Genomic DNA, 20,332 nt, shown 5'->3' with positions numbered 1-20,332 from the left:
CATGACTGATCCCCTCGTATATTTAGCAGATGTAAAAAATATTGCCAAACAAGCCGGCCAAGCGATTTTAGACATATACCATGCCGGCGACTTTGCCGTTTTTGAAAAGTCAGATGATTCTCCAGTGACGACGGCTGACTTTGCCGCAAATGAAGTGTTAATGAAAGCACTGGCCAAGTTAACCCCTAATATACCCATTTTGTCAGAAGAAGCTTGTGATGTAAGTTTTCGTGAGCGCCGTAAATGGCAGCAATATTGGTTATTAGATCCTATGGATGGAACCCAAGAGTTTGTTTCTAGAAGTGGAGATTTTGCTGTTAATGTTGCTTTGATAATTGCTGGTGTACCAAGTCTAGGGGTCGTTTATTGGCCGACTCAGGATACTTGGTATTATGCTGTAAAGGACCAAGGTGCGTTTAAACAGGTCGGTGATAAAATTACCCGTATTTATGCCAACCAGGTGAATTTGACAAAACCTTTCCGCATGGCTGTATCTCGAGTGCAAGATCATGCTAAAGTAGCGCAATATATTAAAGGGCAACACTCATATAAAACCATTGCTTTAGGTAGTTGTTCGCTTAAAAGCTGTTTAATTGCTGAAGGTGGCGCCGACTGTTATTTACGGTTAGGGCCAACCGGTGAATGGGATACGGGCGCTTGTCACTGTATCTTGCGTGAAGCTGGCGGTGACATTATAGATAGCGAGTTTGCAGAATTAAGCTACAACCAACGTGAAACCTTGTCTAATCCAGATTTTTTTGTGTTAGGCGATCCAAGCGTAAATTGGCAGAGTGTTATTATTCCGCATAAAACTGAAAGGATGTTAGATGATGAATAAACTAAAAATGTGTTTTTTATCTGCTGTGTTAATGACAGTGAGCAGCCCATTGATGGCAGCCTGGACACTAGATAACTCAGCTAGCCAAATCAACTTCTTATCTACCAAAAAAAGCCAGATAACTGAGCTTCACAAATTTGATACGCTGTCAGGAAAGCTGTCGGATTCAGGCCAAGCGACTATCTCGATTGACTTAACTTCAGTTAATACAAGTATTGAGATCCGTGATCAGCGTATGCAAAAGTTTTTATTTAAAACAGAGCAGTTTGCGACAGCTGAACTAACCGCTAAACTTAGCGCTGAGCAATACCGTACTTTGGCCGTTGGTGAAAGTAAAAATATTGAATTTGATGCCAGTTTGAGCTTACACGGGCAAACTCAGTCGCTAAATATTAAAGCGGTTGTATTTAAAACGAACCAGGGTGATTTAGTTGTTAATGCACGTCAGCCTGTATTGATTAATGCAGCAGACTTTGCGCTAGTGGCGGGGTTAAACAAACTGCAAGAACTTGCAGCATTACCGTCGATCACTCAGACGGTTCCAGTGACTTTTAATTTGACCTTTAAACAAAAATAATGACAGATTTTAAACATATTAACTGTGAGCAATTAAAAGCTTTACAAGCAAAAAACAGCTTAGAGATTGTTGATATTCGTGATCAAAATAGCTTTTTAAACCGTCATATTAAAGGCGCGTTCCATTTAACGAATAGCTCGCTTAATGAGTTTGTCAGCCAAACAGAGTATGAAACGCCTGTGGTGGTTGTGTGTTACCATGGTATTTCAAGTCAGGGAGCGGCACAATATATCGCGCAGCAAGGGTTTACTGAGGTTTACAGCCTGGATGGCGGTTTTGAAGCTTGGCATAAGAGCTTTCCAGAGCATACCGAAGCGGGTTAAATGAGCAGGGCGGAGTTAGATTGATACACCTGGCAACTTTTGCAGACAAGCGCACAGCCAAAGCGTTTGCCGACTACCTACATGTGCAAGGCATCGACAACCAAATCGTTGACAGCGAAGCGGGCGCTGAACTCAGCCTTTATGACGCTAACCGCTTTGATGAAGCCAAACATTTACTTGATCAGTTTGTGAATAACCCAAACGATAAAAAGTTTTTAGATGCATCTTGGCAACGGGGCGAAACAGATAATATTCTTAGGTCTCAAACCGTAGGCACTATGGGATTAAAAAGCATCTGGCGAGATTCAGGGTTTTTTGTTCGTATTAGCACCATGTTGATGTTAGTGATATATGGTGTTGAAGTATTGGGTGGTGCAAACTGGCTTTATCAAAGGTTTAGCTTTCCAGCGTCCGCAGAGCATTTTGAACTATTAGAGATCTATCGCCTGATCACTCCTGCTTTGATGCATGGCAGCCCGACTCATTTAGTCTTTAATTTGTTTTGGTGGTTTTGGTTGGGTGGCCAATTAGAAAAACATTATGGCGCTCCATGGCTGCTGAATTTATTTTTATTATCGGCTGTCGCTGCTCATGCATTGCAATATGTAATGGAAAATCCATGGTTTTTAGGGCTATCTGGTGTGGTATATGGGCTATTAGGTTATGCCATGGTCGCGCAAGCTAAAAATAAATTACCCTTTAAAGTCCCTAACGGCATTTTTATTATGATGTTGTTATGGTTGGTGATCGGCTTTACCGGTTTTTTGCCAATCCCAATGGCAAATTGGGCGCATTTAGGCGGTTTAATTGCTGGTATCGGTTATGGGCTTGCCTCACGACGTTAGCTATCGTAAATATAATTAGTAAACAATACATCCCGAATTAATGGATTGCCTGTTTCTTTTTGCAGTAGGCTTTTTATTTTGTCGACACATTGTTTACGTAAAGACTCCCGCCCACTGAGCGATTTTATTTGCTCTTCTGGTGCTTGGCCTATAATTTCAACAATTGCATCTCTGAGCAACGGAGAATGGTGCTCAACCAAGTTTAAGTAGTCTGTCTTTTCTACCATTAACTCAATACTTAAACGCACATAACCTGGTTTGTTTCGGTTATTAATATAATTGGTAATGATATCTGGTTCAAAACCATAATAAGCAAAATCATCTTGTTGAGCGATACTTTTAGATGCCCAAACAAGCAGTAACAGGCTGATAAGCAAATTAACTGTGGTTTTTTTGGGGGATGCTTGCATCTATACTACTCGGTATCTATTGACTAAAAAACTAAACTAATATTACTCGGTATCTGGCGCGATTAAAATTCTTTTTTATTCTAAACAGCGAATATGATCATTTGCCCCAGCCAGTTCATCCTTACCATCACCATCAATATCGGCTGATTGACGAGGCCGACCTGATAAACTCACCACAATAGCCCGCGCATAAACTGACTCTGAATCAGCAAGGGGACAATATCTAAAAGTACCAGCGCGACCACTAAGGTGACCAAGTGGATTAAATTTGAGCATACGGCCACCGCTATAAGTCAGCCTATCTTTGTTATTTATATGTTGCGACCGAGAAATTAAAGTATCGATTTTTTCTTGGTATTTGCGGTCGTCGTTTTTATCGATAAAAATACTATAACCTTGTTTCCAATTTGTTTCGCATCGGCCGGATGCAGTTAATGGACAAATGATAATAGACTCTTCTTTTTGAATGGCTAAAGTACGAGCCAAAATAATGCTCTGATTGAGCTGAATGATGGCGTTATTGACTCTATGTTCGACCAGAATTTCCAGCAAGCTTGGCACGCCGATCGTCAGTCCAATAGTCATTAGAGCGAGAGTGATTAATAGCTCTAACAGGGTAAATCCGAATGCTGATGTCGTTTCCATGTTCTGCCTGCCATCTTGCAATGTATCTATTCATTTTAGCCAAGTCGACTCAGGAGTGGGCAGGGTGGTCTAATTGGTTTAATATCAGGGGCGTGATTTTTGTAAACTTTAGTTGTCAGTTATTACCGCAAGTAATATGTTCGTTGGCTGAATAGATTTCATCACGGCCATCATTGTCTAAATCTTGACTCATTCTAGGCCGGCCACTAATACTGATCAATAGCGCTTTTGAATATCGCTGGGGTTCATCTACTTCTGGGCAGTAGCTGAAAATGGCCTCATCATTGTTAGCAAAACTATTAATTGTGGTGCCGTCAAAGCGGTACTGGATAAATTTTCCATCGCTAAAAATAAAGGTATCTGCATTATCTATTTTATTGCGAACCACTAGCTTTTTTTCGTCAGTGCTATCAAATTTAGCATTTTGGTTGTGGTCGGTGAATAAGGTATAGCCGTTTTTCCAATTATCCGTACATTCATTTTTATCACTAAGTGGGCAAAGAGTAACATTGGTTTCGTAACTGATAGCAAAGCTGCGAGCTGCAATTATGTCTTGGTTTAAATCCATCATCACAGTTTTCACTCGGTTTTCTGTCATGGTATCTAATAAACTGGGAATGCCTGTGGTTAAAACAATGGCAGCGAGTGCTAATGTAATTAACAATTCTAGTAGGGTGAAACCAAATGCAGGTTTATGATTGGTTTTCATATACAGCTCTTACGGCATGAAAGTGAATTTATTATGGCATACAAAATGATAAGAGAAAAGATGGCGTCCCATAGGGGATTCGAACCCCTGTTACCGCCGTGAAAGGGCGGTGTCCTAGGCCTCTAGACGAATGGGACGCTGAAAGTGACTAAATTTTATTGCTGAGTGCCAAAAGATGGCGTCCCATAGGGGATTCGAACCCCTGTTACCGCCGTGAAAGGGCGGTGTCCTAGGCCTCTAGACGAATGGGACATAGGTACAGCAAAAAATAAAGTGGCGTCCCATAGGGGATTCGAACCCCTGTTACCGCCGTGAAAGGGCGGTGTCCTAGGCCTCTAGACGAATGGGACGCTGAATACTTCAGAACAACATAAAGTTGTTAGGCCAATGCACAAAGAATAATTGGTGGAGCCAAGCGGGATCGAACCGCTGACCTCAACACTGCCAGTGTTGCGCTCTCCCAGCTGAGCTATGGCCCCAAGTCATTCCCTAAGTGCGGGGCGCATTCTATTCACAGCGCCCCAGCATGTCAACTAAAAATTATGAATTTTCTCGCTTATTTATAAATTCTAATGCGAGTGCTATTCTTTTGAGCGATCTTTGTTTACCAATTAAACAAATTGTTTGATCAAGTGAAGGCGAATTACCACTACCAGAAACGGCCACACGCAAAGGCATACCTACTTTACCCATGCCTACGCCTAGCTCTTCTGCTGTTTGATTAATAACTGTGTGCAACGCTTCGGTTGTCCAGTTATCTAAATCATTTAATTTTTCGGCGACTTTTTCTAAAGCGTCTTTAGCGACAGGGCGCAAATGTTTTTTTGCCGCTTTTTCGTCAAATTCGTCAAAATCTTCATAAAAGTAACGTGAAACAGAAACCAGCTCAGCCAAAGTTTTAACTCGATCAGCTTGAATTTGAATTACATCTTCAATTGCAGGGCCTTCGCTGATGTCTAATTTTTGTTGTTTAAGATGCCATTGTAAGTGCGCGGCGACCTCACTTGCTGGCAGAGTTTTAATATAGTGTTGGTTTAACCACACAAGTTTTTCGGTATTAAATGCGCTGGCAGCTTTGTTAATACCTTCTAAGGTAAATAACTTAAGCATTTCTTCACGGCTAAAGATTTCCTGATCGCCATGCGACCAGCCCAGTCGTACTAAATAATTTAACAGGGCTTGTGGTAAATACCCTTCATCTCTGTATTGCATAACGCTAACCGCGCCATGACGTTTAGAAAGCTTTTTACCATCATCACCTAAAATCATAGACACGTGGGCATATTCAGGAATAGGGGCGTTCAGCGCTTTTAGAATATTGATTTGTCGTGGGGTATTATTAATATGATCTTCACCACGTACAACATGAGTAATGCCCATATCCCAATCGTCTACCACAACACAAAAGTTGTATGTAGGTGAGCCATCTGAACGCTGAATAATTAAGTCGTCCAATTCGCTGTTAGATACTTCAATGCGTCCCCGGATTTTATCATCAAAAACAACACTGCCGGTTTGAGGATTTTTAAAGCGGATCACATAAGGCTGGCCTTCAGGATGATCCTCCCGATCACGCCATTTTCCGTTATATCTGGCTTTTTCGCCTGCCGCCATTTGTTTTTCACGCATTTCTTCTAATTCTTCAGCACTGCAAAAACATTTGTACGCTTGACCTTGCTGCAATAACTGTTCGATTAAACTTTTATAGCGATCAAATCTTTCGGTTTGAAAATACGGTCCTTGGTCCCAACTTAAATCTAACCATTGCATACCGTCCATAATGGCGTCAATAGCGGCCTGAGTCGAGCGCTCTATGTCTGTATCTTCTATTCTTAAGACAAATTCGCCACCATTGGCTTTTGCAAATAACCAAGAATAAAGTGCGGTGCGGGCGCCACCTACATGTAAATAGCCGGTTGGGCTGGGGGCAAAACGTGTTTTAATCGTCATTTTTAATACCGTCAGTGAATAATTAACTTCAAAGGCTTATTTTAACAATGCTAAGGCAGCTTGACTAACCCCATTTTCAAATGAATTTTGTGGACATTGGCTGTTTATTGAACAAACTGAAAAATAACCCATTTTTTTTATCTTTTTTTGTTGACAGATATTCTCGCATGCCTATAATGCGCACCACACACAGCGACGCAGGGTTTGAATCTGCGAAGTTATGTCGGACGCTTAGCTCAGTTGGGAGAGCATCGCCCTTACAAGGCGAGGGTCACTGGTTCAAGTCCAGTAGCGTCCACCACTTTTTTTAGGATGCTTAGCTCAGTTGGGAGAGCATCGCCCTTACAAGGCGAGGGTCACTGGTTCAAGTCCAGTAGCATCCACCATTCCTTTACCGCGCAAATAAATTTCTACTCTTTTGTTTAAAAACTAAGTCTTTAATTCTGCAAAAAGATAAACAATTTTTTTCTATCGCGTATAATCAAACCGAATGATTGTAAACGAGACACCTAATGGTACAGCTATTTAAATCGCCAGCCAAAAAAACACAAAAGAGCAAAACGTTATCAAAACTAGTTGTGACTGGTATAGATCAAAAAGGCCGTGGTGTTGCTCGCCAAGCGGGTAAAGTTATTTTTATTGATGGCGCTTTGCCTGATGAAATAGTTGATGCCACCTGTATAGAAAATAAAAAAAATCATACAGTCGCCCGCCTCAATCAAATCCATCAGGTTAGTCGGGCGCGAACAAAGCCCTTTTGTGCTTGGTATGATAAATGCGGTGGTTGTCAGTTGCAGCATTTAAATCGTTCGGAACAATTGTCCGTTAAAAAAGATTTTGTGAATGGTTTATTTAACAAAATTGGTATTGCGGATTTGCCTTGGCAGCCTCCAGTACAAAGTTCGCAACAGAATTATCGTAATCGGGCTCGATTAGCGGCTTGGTACCAAGGGAAAAAAGATCGCTTGCAAATTGGTTTTAGAGCGGCAGGCAGTAAAAAAATAGTGGCGATTAATCATTGTGCGGTGCTGGACCACCCATTGAAGCAAAAAATATCAGAATTGACCGAATGTTTAAACAAACTCAGCTGTAAAAAAGATATTTTCCATGTCGAGTTGCACCACGCCACAACAACAGCATTTATTATATTACGGCTTGCAAAGCAGCCAAATTTAAATGACTTAGGGTATTTAGCCCAATTTAGTAAAACTTATAATGTTGAATTTGTTGCTCAGCTAGACAATCACCAAGTTTATCCATTAACAGATCCCTCATTGGATTTGTCAAAAACATCTTATCAATTGGATGGCTTAACGCTCCGATTACCTCTGACCGCTTTTACTCAAATAAATAGTCAAGTTAATCAGCAAATGGTGGCATTAGCCATTAATTGGTTATCGTTAACAGCGGCAGATAGCGTATTAGATTTGTTTTGCGGCAGTGGTAATTTTTCGCTGCCAATTGCACAATATGTTGCGAAGGTAACTGGTTATGAAGGGGTCGCCTCTGCAGTGGAGAGTGCTCGTCAGAGCGCTAAATTAAATCAACTAACCAATGTTGAGTTTGCGCAGCTTGATCTGGCTGATAAAACGAGTTTGCAGCAGATTAATTACAATGGTGTGAACAAAATCATTCTGGATCCCTCAAGAGAAGGAGCAGCTAGCCTGTGCGCCGAAAGTGCGCAATGGTCAGCCAGCCATGTTCTCTATATTGCCTGTGATGCTAACTCGCTCGTCAGAGACAGCCAATTTTTACAACAAAATGGCTATCAGATTGATAAAATTGCCCTGCTTGACATGTTTCCTCATACTGCCCATGTTGAAACTATGGCTCTATTTAGAAAAACTTCCCGATAATGGAATAGGATTATGGTTACTGTTAGACAGTCTCATGAAAAAGACAAAGCCTTTATGACGTTTGACGAGTGGATACAAACACTCGACTTTCCCGACCCCGAGCGGCTTGAAGGCGTCAAACATTGTCACCAACAACTTGCTGAAATTAGCAGCGAGCCGCTATTATTAAATATCTCACGTGAGTTGGTTGAGATATTAAATACCTTAAATATGGATCTTGAGACGTTAAGTGCGGCGATGATCTATCCATATTGGCAGCAATCTTTGATTAGTGAAGAAGCCATTACTTCTGAATATAACCAAACAATTTGGCAGTTAGTGCAGGGCATTGAAAAGATGGCTGCTATCCACATTTTGCACCATCAAAAGCATGGTGAATTGTCAGCCGACCAAGTTGATAATATCCGTAAAATGCTGTTGGCTATGGTCGAAGACGTTCGTGCTGTTGTGATTAAGCTGGCCTTATGTATTATCGAATTAAGGTTGGCAAAAAATGCCGATGAAGAAACTCGAGTATTAGTGGCGAAAGAGGCAGCAACTATCTATGCGCCACTGGCTAACCGATTAGGAATTGGGCAGATCAAGTGGGAGATAGAGGATTATTGTTTTCGCTACCAGCATCCTATTTCGTATAAAAAAATTGCGGGTATGTTGGATGAAAAGCGGCGCGACAGAACCAAATACATTCGCAATTTTGTTGGTGAGGTGAAAGCGGCACTTAAAAGCTTAGATATTCAAGGAGAGGTGTTTGGACGTCCAAAACACATTTATAGCATTTGGAAAAAAATGCAGAAAAAAGGCCTTAGCTTTGAGCGTTTATTTGATATTAGAGCGGTCAGAATATTAGTCAATGACGAAGCTGAGTGTTATCGGGTTTTAGGGGCTGTGCACATGAAGTGGCGGCCATTGTCGAAAGAATTTGATGATTATATATCAGCGCCTAAAGCAAATGGCTATCAGTCAATTCATACTGTCGTTATTGGGCCAGAAGGAAAGCCAGTTGAAATCCAAATTCGTACTTTCAAGATGCACGAAGAGTCTGAGCTCGGGGTCGCTGCGCACTGGCGTTATAAAGAAGGTACCGCAAACGGTAAAGAAGATAGTTACCAAGAAAAAATTAATTGGTTACGCAAACTATTGCAGTGGCAAGAAGATGTCAACGGCGAAGGTGATATGCTTGAAGAACTTCGTAGCCAAGTGTTTGAAGATAGAGTTTATGTGTTTACGCCAAAGGGTGACATTGTAGATCTTCCGCAAGGTAGTACACCATTAGACTTTGCCTATTATATTCATAGTAATGTTGGGCACTGTTGCATTGGGGCAAAAATTTCAGGCCGGATTGTGCCTTTTAGCTATCAGCTGCAAAACGGTGATCAAGTTGAAATTATGACGGCTAAAGAGCCGAACCCGAAGCGGGACTGGTTGAACGTGAATTTGGGTTATGTTAATTCAAGCCGCGCGCGCGCTAAAATACAGCACTTCTTTAAGCAGCAAGACAAAGAGAAAAACTTTAATGAAGGCAAAGAAACCTTAGAAGCCGATTTACGCCGCAATGGTTTAACGTTGCAGGATGCTGAAGCCGCTGTGAGTCGTTTTAACATGCATACCTTGGACGACTTGATCGCAGCAGTCGGTGGTGGTGATATCAGTGCTAGCCAAATTATTAACTTTATCCAAAGCCGATTAGAGAAAAATCAAGCAACGCCTGATGTTGAGCGCTTGATTAAAAAGAGTGAACCTGGCCGTCATAAAAATAGTCAAAACAAAGGTGTTGTGGTTGAAGGTGTTGGTAATTTATTAACCTATTTAGCTGGCTGCTGTGAACCGGTTAAAGGCGATATGATCACAGGTTATATTACCCAGGGGAAAGGTATCTCAGTACATAAAAGCGCCTGTGATCAGTTGCAGCAAATGTTAAAACAACATCCAGAACGACAAGTAGATGTTAACTGGGGCGGCCATGAGGCGGATGGCTATCGGGTAACAGTACGGGTTATAGCACTCGACCGAAGTGGTTTATTGCGTGATATTACGACCATCTTAGCTAACGAAAAAGCTTATGTATTGGGCGTCTCTAGCCATTCGGACGAAAAGAAAAACGAAGCGGCCATCGACATTAATATGTCGGTGCCCAATCTAGAAGTTTTGACTCGGTTAATGTCTAAAATTAGCCAGTTGCCAGATATTTACGAAGCCTTGAGGTTGTATGGTTAAAAAGAACGCGTATCAATTAGATGATTTGATAAAAATTATGCAGTCACTAAGAGATCCGGATTCAGGTTGCCCTTGGGATTTGAAACAGACTTATCAAAGTATAGTGCCTTATACATTAGAAGAAGCCTACGAAGTGGCAGATGCGATTGAACGTGCCAGCTACTCAGAATTAAAAGGTGAACTTGGCGATCTTTTGTTTCAGGTTATTTTTTATTGTCAACTTGCCACTGAAGAGGGACGTTTTGGTTTTTCAGACGTTGTTGATACGGTTTGCGAAAAGTTAGTGCGTCGCCACCCTCATGTATTCGGCGACCAAATCCTTGCTGACGAGGCGCAAATTAAAGCAAATTGGGAAGCTGAAAAAGCCAAAGAGCGACAAGCCCGTGCACAAACGGCCACCAGTGTTTTAGATGATATTCCAACCCGTTTACCCGCATTGTCGCGCGCGCAAAAAATGCAAAAGCGCTGCGCAGCGATTGGCTTTGACTGGCCGCATCTGCAAGGCGCATTAGCGAAAGTGCATGAAGAACTTGCAGAGCTTGATGTCGAACTCGAGCAGCCAAATAACCAAGCCAGAGTAGAAGAAGAGCTAGGCGATTTAATGTTTGCATTAGTGAATGTTAGCCGGCATTTAAAAATTGATGCTGAGCAGTGTTTACGTAAAGCCAGTGATAAGTTTGAAACCAGGTTTAGGCAAGTTGAGACGTTACATCTATGCCAGGCACCCGAACAAAAATTTACACAATTGTCTCTTGCTGAGATGGAACACTTATGGCAACAAGCAAAAAAAATCACTCAGACTAAGTGAAACCTGTATCTTAAACGAATTAACGTCTAATATAAGGTACATTGTAATCTAGATGGATTCTAAGTGTGGCAAGAATAGAGTCATTAATTTTAGTACTAATCATAGCTTTTGTTGTTTTTCGTTTGGTGGGAGAGGTTTTTGATGACACGGAGGCGTCAAGCGTTGCACAACCTACTGTTACAACTCAGGTCACAAAAAACAAAGTAGATGGCGAAAAAGACGCCCAAAGTATCTTATGGAATGAATTAATGAGTCAGAAATTGCCTAAAGTTTATTCAGTGCAGCGTTTGATTCATTTAGCGGCTGAAAACAATCAGAGGGCATTTCATAAATATTTAGATGAGTGGATTAACAATAACCCACAGCAGTTATATCAAAGGGTCTTTAAGTCGAGTGAGAATGATATTAGCGACTATCTAAAAGGCCAAATAATACAGCGTACTGTGATCATTTATCCAGCTAAAGTGACAAAAATACTGGCGACAATAAAAACCGAAAAAGAGGCTTTTGTACAAGCGCATTTAGCGGCTGGTTATTATATCTCTTATCCAGAAGTACTACCCGAGTTTTTAGAGCACACACCCGCATTTACCCATATCCCTGGGCCAGCGGCCGATCTTTTTGTTGCAGAGATATATCGGCTCGGTCAAGTAGAAGCAGCCAGTTGGATTGCTGAAACTGCCCCCTTTTCGAACGTGCCTAAATATCAACAAAAGGTCAACTAAAACTGAATTGGCCTACATTTGCGATTGTAAATAGTTTGGAAGCCCTAACATTTTAATTAAGCGTAATTGTTGCTCAAGCCACCAAGCATGATCGACTTCAGTATCTTCAAGCAGCTTTTGTAAGATATCACGGGTAACATAGTCACTTTCTTGCTCACACAAGGCAATCGTTTCTTTAAGCAGTTTATCTACAGTATATTCGACACGTAGATCACTTTCTAACATTGAAGGTACGTCTGTGCCAATCTGTAAACCATCACGTTTACTCATGTCTGGCGTTCCTTCTAAAAATAAAATACGCTCAATAAGTGCAGAGGCATGACCTTTTTCGTCATCAAACTCGTGATCAATACGTTCAAAAAGCTTATTTAAACCCCAATCTTGATACATCCGTGAATGGATAAAATACTGATCCATTGCGGCCAATTCGTTGGCTAATAAACGGTTCAGTGCAGCTATAATGTTTTGTTTGCCTTTCATAATTAACTCCGCTTAAAGTTGCGCCTGAAGGTAGTTTTGCAGACCCATATTTTCAATTTGATATAGCTGGGTTTCGATCCAGTCAATATGCTCTTCTTCGTATTCTAAAATGTCTTCAAGTAGATCTCGACTGACATAATCTTGCGCGTTTTCACACAAGGCTATTGCTTGTTTTAATAGCTCTATTTGTTCAACTTGAAACGCCATATCACAGCTAAGCATCTCTTCACAGTTTTCACCAATTCTCAGCGAGCCTAAGCGCTGAAGGTTAGGTAAGCCCTCTAACATTAATACACGTTCAATCAAATCATCCGCCTGCTTCATGTCTTTGATCGATTTTTTATAACTGATGCCATTCAGTTGATTTAAACCCCAGTTTTTGTACATTCGGGCATGTAAAAAGTATTGGTTAATCGACGTGAGCTCTGCGGTGAGTACGCGGTTTAGGATCTCGATAACTTTTTTGTCGCCTTGCATAGATTAAACTCCAGTAGCTGGCTAAATTTTGACCCTAGTATAGATCAAAATACGGATAAGTCAAAAAATCTTTTAATATCAATGGTTTGCAATTGTTAAGAACTATCATTTAGATTTCGCTTTGTGCTCAAGCTATAAATACTAATGCAAAAAAAAAGAGGCCAATGGCCTCTTAATATAGATAGCAAAAATTAAAGTTAACTTACAGCAATACGCGTGCTCTAATAGTACCTTCAATGTTTTTTAATTGTGTAAGTGCTAATTGGCTGTCATCCCAATCAACTTCCAATACCACATAACCTATATCACCACTGGTTTGTAAATATTGGGCGGAAATGTTGATACCTTTATCTGCAAATGCTTGGTTGATTTGGGTTAAAATGCCAGGTTTGTTTTTGTGCACATGCAACAAGCGGCTACGACCTTCATGAGACGGCAACGAAACTTCTGGGAAATTAACTGCAGATAAAGTAGAACCGTTGTCACTGTATTTAGCCAGTTTGCCGGCCACTTCGATACCAATGTTTTCTTGAGCTTCTAATGTTGAACCACCAATGTGCGGTGTTAATAATACATTTTTCAAACCACGTAATGGCGAAACAAATTCTTCATTGTTTGACTTAGGCTCAACAGGGAATACGTCAATTGCAGCGCCACCTAAATAGGGTTGATCACCAGACAAGTATTCGGCTAATGCGTCGATATCTACCACTGTACCCCGTGAGGCGTTGATAAACATCGCGCCTTTTTTCATTGCTTTAAACTGCTCAGCACCAAACATATTTTGTGTTGATTTAGTTTCGGGGACATGTAATGAAACCGCATCTGACAAGGCTAACATTTCGTCTAATGAATGAACCTGTTTTGCGTTACCAAGCGGTAATTTGTCTTCGATATCGTAAAAAACAACATTCATACCAATGGTTTCAGCTAAAATACCTAGTTGCGTACCTATATGGCCATAACCGATGATACCTAAAGTTTTACCTCTAGCTTCGATGGCACCATTGGCTGTTTTTTGCCAAATACCTTGATGAGCAGCAGTACTTTTTTCTGGAATACGGCGGAATAATAATAATATTTCACCAATAACAAGCTCAGCAACTGAACGGGTATTAGAAAATGGTGCGTTAAACACTGGAATACCCAGTTCTTGCGCAGCTGCTAAATCTACCTGATTGGTACCAATGCAAAAACATCCAATGCCAATTAACTTTTCGGCTTGAGTTAACACATTTCGGGTTAACTGAGTGCGCGAGCGAATGCCAACAAAATGAGCATCTTTAATTTTTTCAATTAGCTCATCTTCGGCTAATGACGTTTTAAGATATTCAATGTTGGTGTAACCGGCTTTATTAAGAGTGTTCACGGCGCTTTGGTGGACACCTTCAAGTAGAAGGATGCGAATTTTATCTTTCGCTAAAGAAAATTTACTCATGTGCTTCCCACGGCATTAATGACAATGCGCACAATTATATAGATTAACGAAAAACTTGCATCCTTTTTTGCTTTTGGGCGTTGAACAGCGACCTATTTAGCTACGCGTTTTAACGCCCGAGTCGGTTGCCACCAATACAACATCAGCCGCGCGCTGGGCAAATAAACCATTGGTCACAACGCCAGTGATCTGGTTAAGTTTATGCTCGAGCGAAACAGGATCTTCTATTATTAAGTTATGAACGTCTAAAATAACGTTGCCATTATCGGTCACCACACCTTCTCGGTATACAGGGTCACCACCGAGTTTGACTATTTCTCGGGCGACATAACTACGTGCCATCGGGATCACTTCAATCGGCAGAGGAAACTTTCCTAGTTTTGTCACTTCTTTACTATCGTCAACGATGCAAACAAATTGTTTAGCGACCGCTGCAACTATTTTTTCTCTAGTTAGCGCAGCACCGCCACCTTTAATCATATGTTTATTCGGGTTTACTTCATCAGCTCCATCGACATAGATATCGAAAGAGGCGACTTGATTTAAATCAAAAACTTCGATGCCAAGTGATTCAAGTCGCTCTGTAGAAGCTTGGGAGCTTGAAACCGCGCCTTCGATATCCGCTGCAATCGGCGCAAGCGCATCTATAAAATAATTGGTTGTGCTACCTGTACCGACCCCTATGATGTCACCTTTTTTAACGTATTGGATTGCGGCTTCAGCAACGGCCTTTTTCTTTTGATCTTGATTCATAAAAAACTTATTCAACAAAAATTTGATTAAATTATAGCGTTCTCTGGGTCTTTATCACAGAGAGAATAAAAAATTAACAGCGAATAAATTGCTCTGGCGTCAAAATCCCATGTAGCGGGATATCCCAGCTTTCAACCGGCAAAGCTTCAACCTCCTGACATTGATGGGCTAACCCAATCAATTTTGGTGTGCCTGGCGGTGAAACGGAAAGCGTTCTGTCATAAAAACCGCCCCCCATACCCATTCGGTTCCCCATTTTATCAAACCCCACCAAAGGCAAAAAAATGATATCAAGCTGATTTACGGGACAGACATGACGAGCGTCCAAAACGGGTTCAGGGATACCATATCTGTTCACTGTCATTTGGTTATTAGTTTGATATCGATAGAAGGCTAAATGACCTTTTGCAAACGGGTGTAGTACAGGCAGGTAAGTTTTAATGCCTAATGATTGTGCGCTTTGTAATAATGGCATGGCATTTAATTCGCCGTCATTAGCAAGGTAAAACGCTGCGGATGATACCTTATTAAGCAGCAGGTGTTCATTTGCTTGGCGCACAATTGCCGTGGCTGCAATTTGCTGTGCATGGGCCGATAATTGATTCCGTTTTTGGCGAATGCTTTGACGAATAGCTTGTTTATTCATTGCAAATAAATGGGTATAAAAAATCATATTGAATAACAAAGTTTAACCTAATGCAAATGCTTGAGTTTTGGTTGTCACAAAAAGGTCATGAATGGGTCGAGTTTGAGCGGACGGGGTGGTTTGTAAGTTATTGATTTATCGTGTTAACCAAATTTTCACATATACAGGAAATTACAACTTGTCACACAACTGTAATATTACTGGCAACTAATTGTCATTTTTTGCCAGTAGCCTAAGCGCAAATTAATTACGCATGTTCAGATAATATACATGGAGATTTACATGAAACTTAAGCACATTTTTGCAATGACAGCGGTTGCTGCATCTTTAACTTTGGCTGGTTGTGGTGGTGACATCAACATTACTCCAACTTCTATCGATAACAGTGTAGATAACAGCACTAATAACTCTAATAACTCGTCAACAACTAACCCAGGTACAGGTTCTGATACATTAGAGTGTGCCTCTTATGAAAAAGACGGCGCTACTGTTGAAGGCACAGTTGAAGGTAATAACTGTATTTATGACAAAGACTTCGTAAGCGCAGCTTCACCAATCTTAACAGACCTTACTTTAGAAGCTTTACCTAACGGTGGTGTTCATTATTTTGAAAAAACTTTAATGATCGGCGAAAGCTGCCACACAACCAATGACAACTGTACAATTGAGCTTGATGGTCCTACTTTAACCATTGAAGCGGGTACGACTATTGTTTTTGATGACGCTTCTTCACGTGTGCAAATTAACCGCGGTGCGAATATCGAAGCTATAGGTACTTATAGCGACCCAATTATTTTCACTTCTGCAAATGCTATCGACAGCTTAAAAGTTAAAGCACCAGAGCCGCAAGACTGGGGTGGCATCATGATCGACGGTTTAGCGCGTACTGACCAATGTACTGATGACGAGCGTACCGCTGGTACTTGTAACGCAGAAACTGAAGGTGCTGTGACTTATTACGGTGGCAACGATGACACAGATGACAGCGGTACTTTGAAGTTTGTTAAAATTCATTATGCCGGTGGTTTACCAGCAGGTGCTCAAGAAGGTAACGACCTTAACTCTTTAACTTTAGCTGCAGTCGGTTCAGGTACTACGATTGAGTACATCGACATCTACGCAGGTTATGATGACGGTATCGAATTATTTGGTGGTACTGTTAACTTAAAATATATCACAGTGACAGATACTCAAGATGACAGCATTGATATCGATGCGGGTTGGCAGGGTAATGCTCAGTTTATCTTTATTAAACACGGCACTGTTAAAAACGATGCTGGCCAAGACATCAACATGGGTAACGGTGGTTTTGAATCTGATGGTGTAAAAGTTTCAGGCACTTCTGTACCAGCATCTGCGCCTAAAATCGCTAACGTAACAGTGATCACAACGGATGAGCTTTCAGTTCGAGATAATGGTGCTTCTATCGCCGTTAAACTAGACGATTCAATTTCTGCAACTTGGTACAACACTGTATTAATTAAAACAGCTGCCAATAACACTTACTGTATTGATTATAAAGATGATGCATCAGATCAAATAGTTAATAATGAAGTTAGCTTTGAGAACTCGGTTGCCGCTTGTGCCAAGTTAAATGATGATGGTGCAGATGTTGTAACAGCAAAAGCAGATGGTACTACGACCGTTGCTTTAGCAACTTGGTTTGAAAATGGCGGTTCTAATGAGCTGCTAAACTCAGATGCGGCTATCTTAACTGGTTTTGCAACTTTACCAAAAGCTGATGCTGACTACACAATTGATGCAAAAGATATGTCTACAGAAGATGCATTCTTTACTGCAACTGACTTTATCGGTGCGATTTCTAGCACAGATACAAGCTCAGATTGGTACGACTGGGTTAAAGATGCTTACACCAATGCAGACGACGAGTAATTTATAACTTGTTTATTGATTAGGCGTACTCTTGTTACGCCTTTTTTTTGTATTGGCAATAGGATTAAGCGATGAATACTCAATATAGAGCGAAAAAAATATCACTCGCTGTGGCGCTGACTTTTTGCTCAGGCACCGCTATTGCACAGGATGCCGCGATGGAAGAAGTTGTGGCAACTGCGAGCCGACTGCAGGGGACTGCCGCCGCCGTTATCGAAGAACGTAAAAATCAGGCGTTCGTAGCGGATATTTTAGGCGCGGAGCAAATCTCCAGAACTGGCGATAGTGATGCCGCATCAGCGTTGCGTCGTGTAACAGGTTTGACTTTGGTTGATGGTAAGTACATTTATGTACGTGGTTTAGGTGAGCGTTATTCAAGTGCTCGCTTAAATGGCGCCGCCATCCCTAGCCCAGACTTAACTCGTAACGTAATCCCTATGGATATCTTCCCGACTAGTGTTATTGAAAGTCTGTCGGTGCAGAAGTCTTTTTCACCTAACATGCCAGCGGCATTTGGGGGTGGTAGTGTTGATATTAGAACTAAATCGACCCCATCTGAATTTACCGCAGGTATCCAGTTAGGCATAGGTACGAATACTAATAACTCAGATGGTTATACTTATGATCGCAATGAAGGTGGTTTAGCGCAAGCTGTCAGCAATGCAATTGTGCAGTATAACGGCGATTTCAGCACCCGTGGCATTATTGAAAAAGATAGTGTGACGAGCGCAGAAGCGACTGAAATTAATAAAAACCTGCTTAAGTTGTTCCCACGTAATTTGCAGCTTAAGCAGGAGTCGTTAGACCCAGATTTGTCTTTTCAAGGCCATATCGGCAATACTTTCGATGAAGACATTTTTGGTGGTTCTATTGGCGTTTTAGCAACCGTTTCTTATGACAATAAATGGCAATACCGAGAAGGTATTGACGCAGTTATCCGACCAGAAAATGAATTACCGGACAACTGTAAAATTTATTATGAAACGCGTGACGACCTTAACAATTCATGCCATGAAACACGTTCGGATTCTCGTACTAGTACAGAAAATGAGCGTCTAAATGGTTTGCTAACCGTTGGCTATCGTTTGAATACTCATAATTTAAGTTATACCCGTATTCACATCGAAGACAACGAAGATGAATCTTCAGTTGGTTATACCGAAAAGCAAGAAGGTAATGCGACTATCGTTGAAAACTCGGCTGACCGATCATACGAGTTTGAATACCAGGAGCGCACCCTTGAAGTTGACCAATTTAAAGGCCAGCACACCTTTTTAGATTTAATGGGACTAGGGTTTGATTGGCAGTATACTGACTCGCAAGCGAGTACAGATATTCCGTTAAAAGCGACATATAACTTTGCCGATACTTTTGATAACTTTAACTACGTTGGTTCAGAGGTCAGTGGCGGTAACGGCCAGATAAACTATGAATTTGTAGAAATGGATGACTTTTTAAAGTCTTACGGCGGTAATGTTAATTTGCCTCTGACGATTAGCGGCCTAGAAATTGAATTAAAAGGCGGCTGGGACTTTATTGAGCGAGGTCGTTATTATACTACATCAAGCTTTTTCGTGAATAACACAGGTGCACCTATTAGTGTTGATTCAACAGCCGAAACAACGGATGATCTGCAAAACTATTATAACAATAGCCTAGGTTTGACTAATTATCTGTCCAACGACTTTATTGATAACAATAATGTTGCACTCGCTTTTAACGAGCCAGATATTGATCAGGCTGATGACTATATGGCAGCACAAAAAGTTGATGCGGGTTATGGTCAATTTGATGTCTTTTTAGACCAATCATGGCGTTTAAGTGGTGGTGTTCGGTATGAGCGTTTCCAGCAGGTTGCGTTAGAGTTTACTAGCTCTGATTTATCGCCAACGGCCATAGAAACCCTGTTTAACGAAGATAAAGTGCAAGCAAGAACCATCAATGAAGATGATTTTTACCCAGCATTAAGTTTGACTTATATTGGTGAAGGGTATCAGTTACGTTTTGGGTATGGTGAGACAGTTGTTCGCCCCGACTTACGTGAAGTTGTACCCGTCAGTTATACAGACCCGTTAACAGATATACTAACTCGAGGTAATACGTCGTTAGTCTCTAGTACGCTAAAGAACTATGATATGCGATATGAGCTTTATTATGACAATGGTGATAACCTAGCTCTATCTGCATTTTATAAAGATATAAGCAAGCCAATTGAATCTGTTTTACAGGTGGGTGATTCGGCTTATAGTGCTGGTTTTACTAACGGTGAGTCAGGCGAATTATTTGGGATTGAAGCTGAGTGGTTGTACGATTTGAGTTACTTAACCAGTGGATTATTTACCACAGGTAACTTAACTTTAAGTGACTCAGAGGTAACCATTGCAGGTGAAAATGCCGGTAGTTTAACCAACGCGACTAAACGTATGACAGGTCATTCTCAGTATGTTGTTAACTTACAACTGGGTTATGACTCTGATAACGGTGAACATAGTGCATCACTTGTATACAACGTATTTGGCGAGCGAATTATCGCGTCAGGCATCGGTGGCCGTCAAGATGCTTACGAACAGCCTTTCCACTCGTTAGACGCTGTGTACACTTATTACCCTGACTTCAATACAACGGTTAAGTTAAAATTGCAAAACTTATTAGGTGAAGATCAAGAAGTGACTCAATCTGATATAGTGGTGCGTTCTCGTGACCGTGGCGTGGGTGCAAGTTTATCTTATCGCTACGAATTTTAGT

19 protein-coding genes and 6 tRNA genes are annotated in these 20,332 nt (G+C 41.1%); 12 read left to right on the top strand and 13 right to left on the bottom strand.

Annotated elements, in window-relative coordinates:
* Position 1: 1 nt before the first annotated feature.
* From cysQ to glpG, 4 genes are read left to right on the top strand one after another with little or no spacing between them, the layout of a single operon-like run.
* A complete protein-coding gene (cysQ, locus tag C727_RS0100190) occupies positions 2–838 on the top strand; it encodes a 3'(2'),5'-bisphosphate nucleotidase CysQ (protein ID WP_017443599.1) in 837 nt (278 codons plus the stop codon).
* Positions 828–1,415 (top strand): YceI family protein, encoded by a 588-nt coding sequence (locus C727_RS0100185; protein ID WP_155949138.1) that lies wholly within the window; start codon positions 828–830, stop codon positions 1,413–1,415. The genes cysQ and C727_RS0100185 overlap by 11 nt, the downstream gene beginning before the upstream one ends.
* Positions 1,415–1,738 (top strand): thiosulfate sulfurtransferase GlpE, encoded by a 324-nt coding sequence (gene glpE / locus C727_RS0100180; protein WP_017443597.1) that lies wholly within the window; start codon positions 1,415–1,417, stop codon positions 1,736–1,738. The genes C727_RS0100185 and glpE overlap by 1 nt, the downstream gene beginning before the upstream one ends.
* 20 nt (positions 1,739–1,758) lie before the next feature.
* Entirely contained in the window at positions 1,759–2,583 is an 825-nt protein-coding gene (glpG, locus tag C727_RS0100175; protein WP_017443596.1) for a rhomboid family intramembrane serine protease GlpG, read from the top strand.
* On the opposite strand, the gene C727_RS0100170 is transcribed toward glpG, so the two are convergent.
* The 8 genes from C727_RS0100170 to gltX form a co-directional block, all read right to left on the bottom strand.
* Positions 2,580–2,993 carry a flagellar basal body-associated protein FliL gene (locus tag C727_RS0100170; RefSeq protein ID WP_017443595.1) on the bottom strand — a complete coding sequence of 138 codons (414 nt, stop codon included), beginning with the start codon at positions 2,991–2,993 and terminating at the stop codon, positions 2,580–2,582. The genes glpG and C727_RS0100170 overlap by 4 nt on opposite strands.
* Before the next feature lie 75 nt (positions 2,994–3,068).
* On the bottom strand, positions 3,069–3,638 hold the full coding sequence (locus tag C727_RS0100165; RefSeq protein WP_017443594.1) for a GspH/FimT family protein: 570 nt from the start codon (positions 3,636–3,638) through the stop codon (positions 3,069–3,071).
* Between the two features lie 115 nt (positions 3,639–3,753).
* The gene (locus C727_RS0100160; RefSeq protein ID WP_017443593.1) at positions 3,754–4,347 is read right to left on the bottom strand and encodes a GspH/FimT family protein; all 594 of its coding nucleotides are present in this window, start codon (positions 4,345–4,347) and stop codon (positions 3,754–3,756) included.
* A 61-nt stretch (positions 4,348–4,408) separates the two neighbouring features.
* Positions 4,409–4,484: transfer RNA gene (locus C727_RS0100155), tRNA-Glu, on the bottom strand.
* A 39-nt stretch (positions 4,485–4,523) separates the two neighbouring features.
* A tRNA-Glu gene (locus C727_RS0100150) sits at positions 4,524–4,599 on the bottom strand.
* Between the two features lie 22 nt (positions 4,600–4,621).
* Positions 4,622–4,697 (bottom strand) — tRNA-Glu (locus tag C727_RS0100145).
* A 53-nt stretch (positions 4,698–4,750) separates the two neighbouring features.
* Positions 4,751–4,826 (bottom strand) — tRNA-Ala (locus tag C727_RS0100140).
* Positions 4,827–4,887: 61 nt separating this feature from the next.
* On the bottom strand, positions 4,888–6,297 hold the full coding sequence (gene gltX / locus C727_RS0100135) for a glutamate--tRNA ligase (RefSeq protein WP_017443592.1): 1,410 nt from the start codon (positions 6,295–6,297) through the stop codon (positions 4,888–4,890).
* Between the two features lie 225 nt (positions 6,298–6,522).
* Here gltX and C727_RS0100125 point away from each other — a divergent pair.
* The 6 genes from C727_RS0100125 to C727_RS0100100 all read left to right on the top strand — a co-directional run bounded on the left by C727_RS0100125 (position 6,523) and on the right by C727_RS0100100 (position 11,900).
* Positions 6,523–6,598 (top strand) — tRNA-Val (locus tag C727_RS0100125).
* Between the two features lie 9 nt (positions 6,599–6,607).
* A tRNA-Val gene (locus C727_RS0100120) sits at positions 6,608–6,683 on the top strand.
* 126 nt (positions 6,684–6,809) lie between these two features.
* Positions 6,810–8,153, top strand: coding sequence for a 23S rRNA (uracil(1939)-C(5))-methyltransferase (locus C727_RS0100115; RefSeq protein WP_017443590.1), 1,344 nt, complete (start codon positions 6,810–6,812; stop codon positions 8,151–8,153).
* 12 nt (positions 8,154–8,165) lie between these two features.
* Positions 8,166–10,367 (top strand): GTP diphosphokinase, encoded by a 2,202-nt coding sequence (gene relA / locus C727_RS0100110; RefSeq protein ID WP_017443589.1) that lies wholly within the window; start codon positions 8,166–8,168, stop codon positions 10,365–10,367.
* On the top strand, positions 10,360–11,175 hold the full coding sequence (mazG, locus tag C727_RS0100105; protein WP_017443588.1) for a nucleoside triphosphate pyrophosphohydrolase: 816 nt from the start codon (positions 10,360–10,362) through the stop codon (positions 11,173–11,175). The genes relA and mazG overlap by 8 nt, the downstream gene beginning before the upstream one ends.
* Before the next feature lie 65 nt (positions 11,176–11,240).
* A complete protein-coding gene (locus tag C727_RS0100100) occupies positions 11,241–11,900 on the top strand; it encodes a hypothetical protein (protein ID WP_017443587.1) in 660 nt (219 codons plus the stop codon).
* A gap of 12 nt (positions 11,901–11,912) precedes the next feature.
* Here C727_RS0100100 and bfr (C727_RS0100095) read toward each other — a convergent pair whose 3' ends face one another.
* The 5 genes from bfr (C727_RS0100095) to C727_RS0100075 form a co-directional block, all read right to left on the bottom strand.
* The gene (gene bfr, locus C727_RS0100095) at positions 11,913–12,380 is read right to left on the bottom strand and encodes a bacterioferritin (RefSeq protein ID WP_017443586.1); all 468 of its coding nucleotides are present in this window, start codon (positions 12,378–12,380) and stop codon (positions 11,913–11,915) included.
* Between the two features lie 12 nt (positions 12,381–12,392).
* Complete coding sequence (bfr, locus tag C727_RS0100090) at positions 12,393–12,857, bottom strand: bacterioferritin (protein WP_017443585.1); 465 nt, start codon at positions 12,855–12,857, stop codon at positions 12,393–12,395.
* 202 nt (positions 12,858–13,059) lie between these two features.
* A complete protein-coding gene (gene serA / locus C727_RS0100085) occupies positions 13,060–14,295 on the bottom strand; it encodes a phosphoglycerate dehydrogenase (RefSeq protein ID WP_017443584.1) in 1,236 nt (411 codons plus the stop codon).
* 96 nt (positions 14,296–14,391) lie between these two features.
* Positions 14,392–15,048, bottom strand: a complete 657-nt coding sequence (gene rpiA / locus C727_RS0100080; protein ID WP_017443583.1) for a ribose-5-phosphate isomerase RpiA — start codon at positions 15,046–15,048, stop codon at positions 14,392–14,394.
* A gap of 73 nt (positions 15,049–15,121) precedes the next feature.
* Positions 15,122–15,721 (bottom strand): 5-formyltetrahydrofolate cyclo-ligase, encoded by a 600-nt coding sequence (locus tag C727_RS0100075; RefSeq protein ID WP_017443582.1) that lies wholly within the window; start codon positions 15,719–15,721, stop codon positions 15,122–15,124.
* Between the two features lie 255 nt (positions 15,722–15,976).
* On the opposite strand from C727_RS0100075, the gene C727_RS0100070 reads away from it, so the two are divergent.
* Positions 15,977–17,587 (top strand): hypothetical protein, encoded by a 1,611-nt coding sequence (locus tag C727_RS0100070; RefSeq protein WP_017443581.1) that lies wholly within the window; start codon positions 15,977–15,979, stop codon positions 17,585–17,587.
* 71 nt (positions 17,588–17,658) lie between these two features.
* Positions 17,659–20,331, top strand: a complete 2,673-nt coding sequence (locus tag C727_RS0100065; RefSeq protein ID WP_017443580.1) for a TonB-dependent receptor plug domain-containing protein — start codon at positions 17,659–17,661, stop codon at positions 20,329–20,331.
* Position 20,332 lies beyond the last annotated feature (1 nt).

It is taken from the genome of Gayadomonas joobiniege G7 (assembly GCF_000300815.1).
Classification (GTDB): Bacteria; Pseudomonadota; Gammaproteobacteria; order Enterobacterales; family Alteromonadaceae; genus Catenovulum; species Catenovulum joobiniege.
This window is presented reverse-complemented; position numbering and strand designations above follow the sequence as displayed.

What these genes read in the sequence shown, in the direction of transcription:
- mazG (WP_017443588.1), top strand. Translation starts at nt 10,360, where the DNA reads ATGGTTAAAAAGAACGCGTATCAATTAGATGATTTGATAAAAATTATG.
- bfr (WP_017443585.1), bottom strand. Translation starts at nt 12,857, where the DNA reads ATGCAAGGCGACAAAAAAGTTATCGAGATCCTAAACCGCGTACTCACC.
- C727_RS0100115 (WP_017443590.1), top strand. Translation starts at nt 6,810, where the DNA reads ATGGTACAGCTATTTAAATCGCCAGCCAAAAAAACACAAAAGAGCAAA.
- C727_RS0100165 (WP_017443594.1), bottom strand. Translation starts at nt 3,638, where the DNA reads ATGGAAACGACATCAGCATTCGGATTTACCCTGTTAGAGCTATTAATC.
- C727_RS0100065 (WP_017443580.1), top strand. Translation starts at nt 17,659, where the DNA reads ATGAATACTCAATATAGAGCGAAAAAAATATCACTCGCTGTGGCGCTG.
- C727_RS0100075 (WP_017443582.1), bottom strand. Translation starts at nt 15,721, where the DNA reads ATGATTTTTTATACCCATTTATTTGCAATGAATAAACAAGCTATTCGT.
- C727_RS0100170 (WP_017443595.1), bottom strand. Translation starts at nt 2,993, where the DNA reads ATGCAAGCATCCCCCAAAAAAACCACAGTTAATTTGCTTATCAGCCTG.
- bfr (WP_017443586.1), bottom strand. Translation starts at nt 12,380, where the DNA reads ATGAAAGGCAAACAAAACATTATAGCTGCACTGAACCGTTTATTAGCC.
- C727_RS0100160 (WP_017443593.1), bottom strand. Translation starts at nt 4,347, where the DNA reads ATGAAAACCAATCATAAACCTGCATTTGGTTTCACCCTACTAGAATTG.
- rpiA (WP_017443583.1), bottom strand. Translation starts at nt 15,048, where the DNA reads ATGAATCAAGATCAAAAGAAAAAGGCCGTTGCTGAAGCCGCAATCCAA.
- serA (WP_017443584.1), bottom strand. Translation starts at nt 14,295, where the DNA reads ATGAGTAAATTTTCTTTAGCGAAAGATAAAATTCGCATCCTTCTACTT.
- relA (WP_017443589.1), top strand. Translation starts at nt 8,166, where the DNA reads ATGGTTACTGTTAGACAGTCTCATGAAAAAGACAAAGCCTTTATGACG.
- gltX (WP_017443592.1), bottom strand. Translation starts at nt 6,297, where the DNA reads ATGACGATTAAAACACGTTTTGCCCCCAGCCCAACCGGCTATTTACAT.
- glpE (WP_017443597.1), top strand. Translation starts at nt 1,415, where the DNA reads ATGACAGATTTTAAACATATTAACTGTGAGCAATTAAAAGCTTTACAA.
- C727_RS0100185 (WP_155949138.1), top strand. Translation starts at nt 828, where the DNA reads ATGATGAATAAACTAAAAATGTGTTTTTTATCTGCTGTGTTAATGACA.
- cysQ (WP_017443599.1), top strand. Translation starts at nt 2, where the DNA reads ATGACTGATCCCCTCGTATATTTAGCAGATGTAAAAAATATTGCCAAA.
- C727_RS0100070 (WP_017443581.1), top strand. Translation starts at nt 15,977, where the DNA reads ATGAAACTTAAGCACATTTTTGCAATGACAGCGGTTGCTGCATCTTTA.